The sequence below is a fragment of the Streptomyces sp. MB09-02B genome (genome assembly GCF_033794485.1).
Lineage (GTDB): Bacteria > Actinomycetota > Actinomycetes > Streptomycetales > Streptomycetaceae > Streptomyces.
On the sequence record NZ_JARGEE010001007.1, the window covers coordinates 1 to 539 of the forward strand.

Below are 539 nucleotides of genomic sequence, written 5' to 3' on the forward strand. Positions count from 1 at the left end.
TCTGTCTCCTTTTCTTTCTATTGTGTGTTTTTTTTTTCAAACAGAAGAAGGCAAACGAGATTTTTGCCTGTTTCGTGGGCCCTGAGATGTGTATAAAAGACAGCCCCCGAACCCGACCCCCCCGTCCGCGCCCACGCCCTGGCCCGCACCCTCCTCGACCGCCACGGCGTGGTCACCCGGGGCGCCGTGGGCGCCGAGGGTGTCGAGGGCGGCTTCTCCGCGGTCTACCGCGTCCTCTCCGTCTTCGAGGAGAGCGGCCAGGCCCGCCGCGGTTACGTCGTCGAGGGCCTGGGCGCCGCCCAGTTCGCGATGGACGGCGCCGTGGACCGCCTCCGCGCGGTGTCCAACGCCCGCGAACGCAACGAGCCCGTGCCGAACCAGGCCCCGTACGCCCCCGCCGACACCCACCCCACGGCACAGCCCCAGGCCCAGGACCCGTGGGACACCTTCTCCGACACCTCAGGCACCCCCTTCCCTCCTGTCGGCTCCGGCGTTCCCGACCTCGACCCCGGTGCCGACTCCCCGTACACCCCGGACGG

At 68.8% G+C, this 539-nt stretch carries 1 pseudogene; it reads left to right on the forward strand.

From position 1 onward, the window contains the following. Positions 1-102: 102 nt before the first annotated feature. Positions 103-539: pseudogene (locus P1P70_RS45590) on the forward strand (DEAD/DEAH box helicase); the annotation flags it as partial.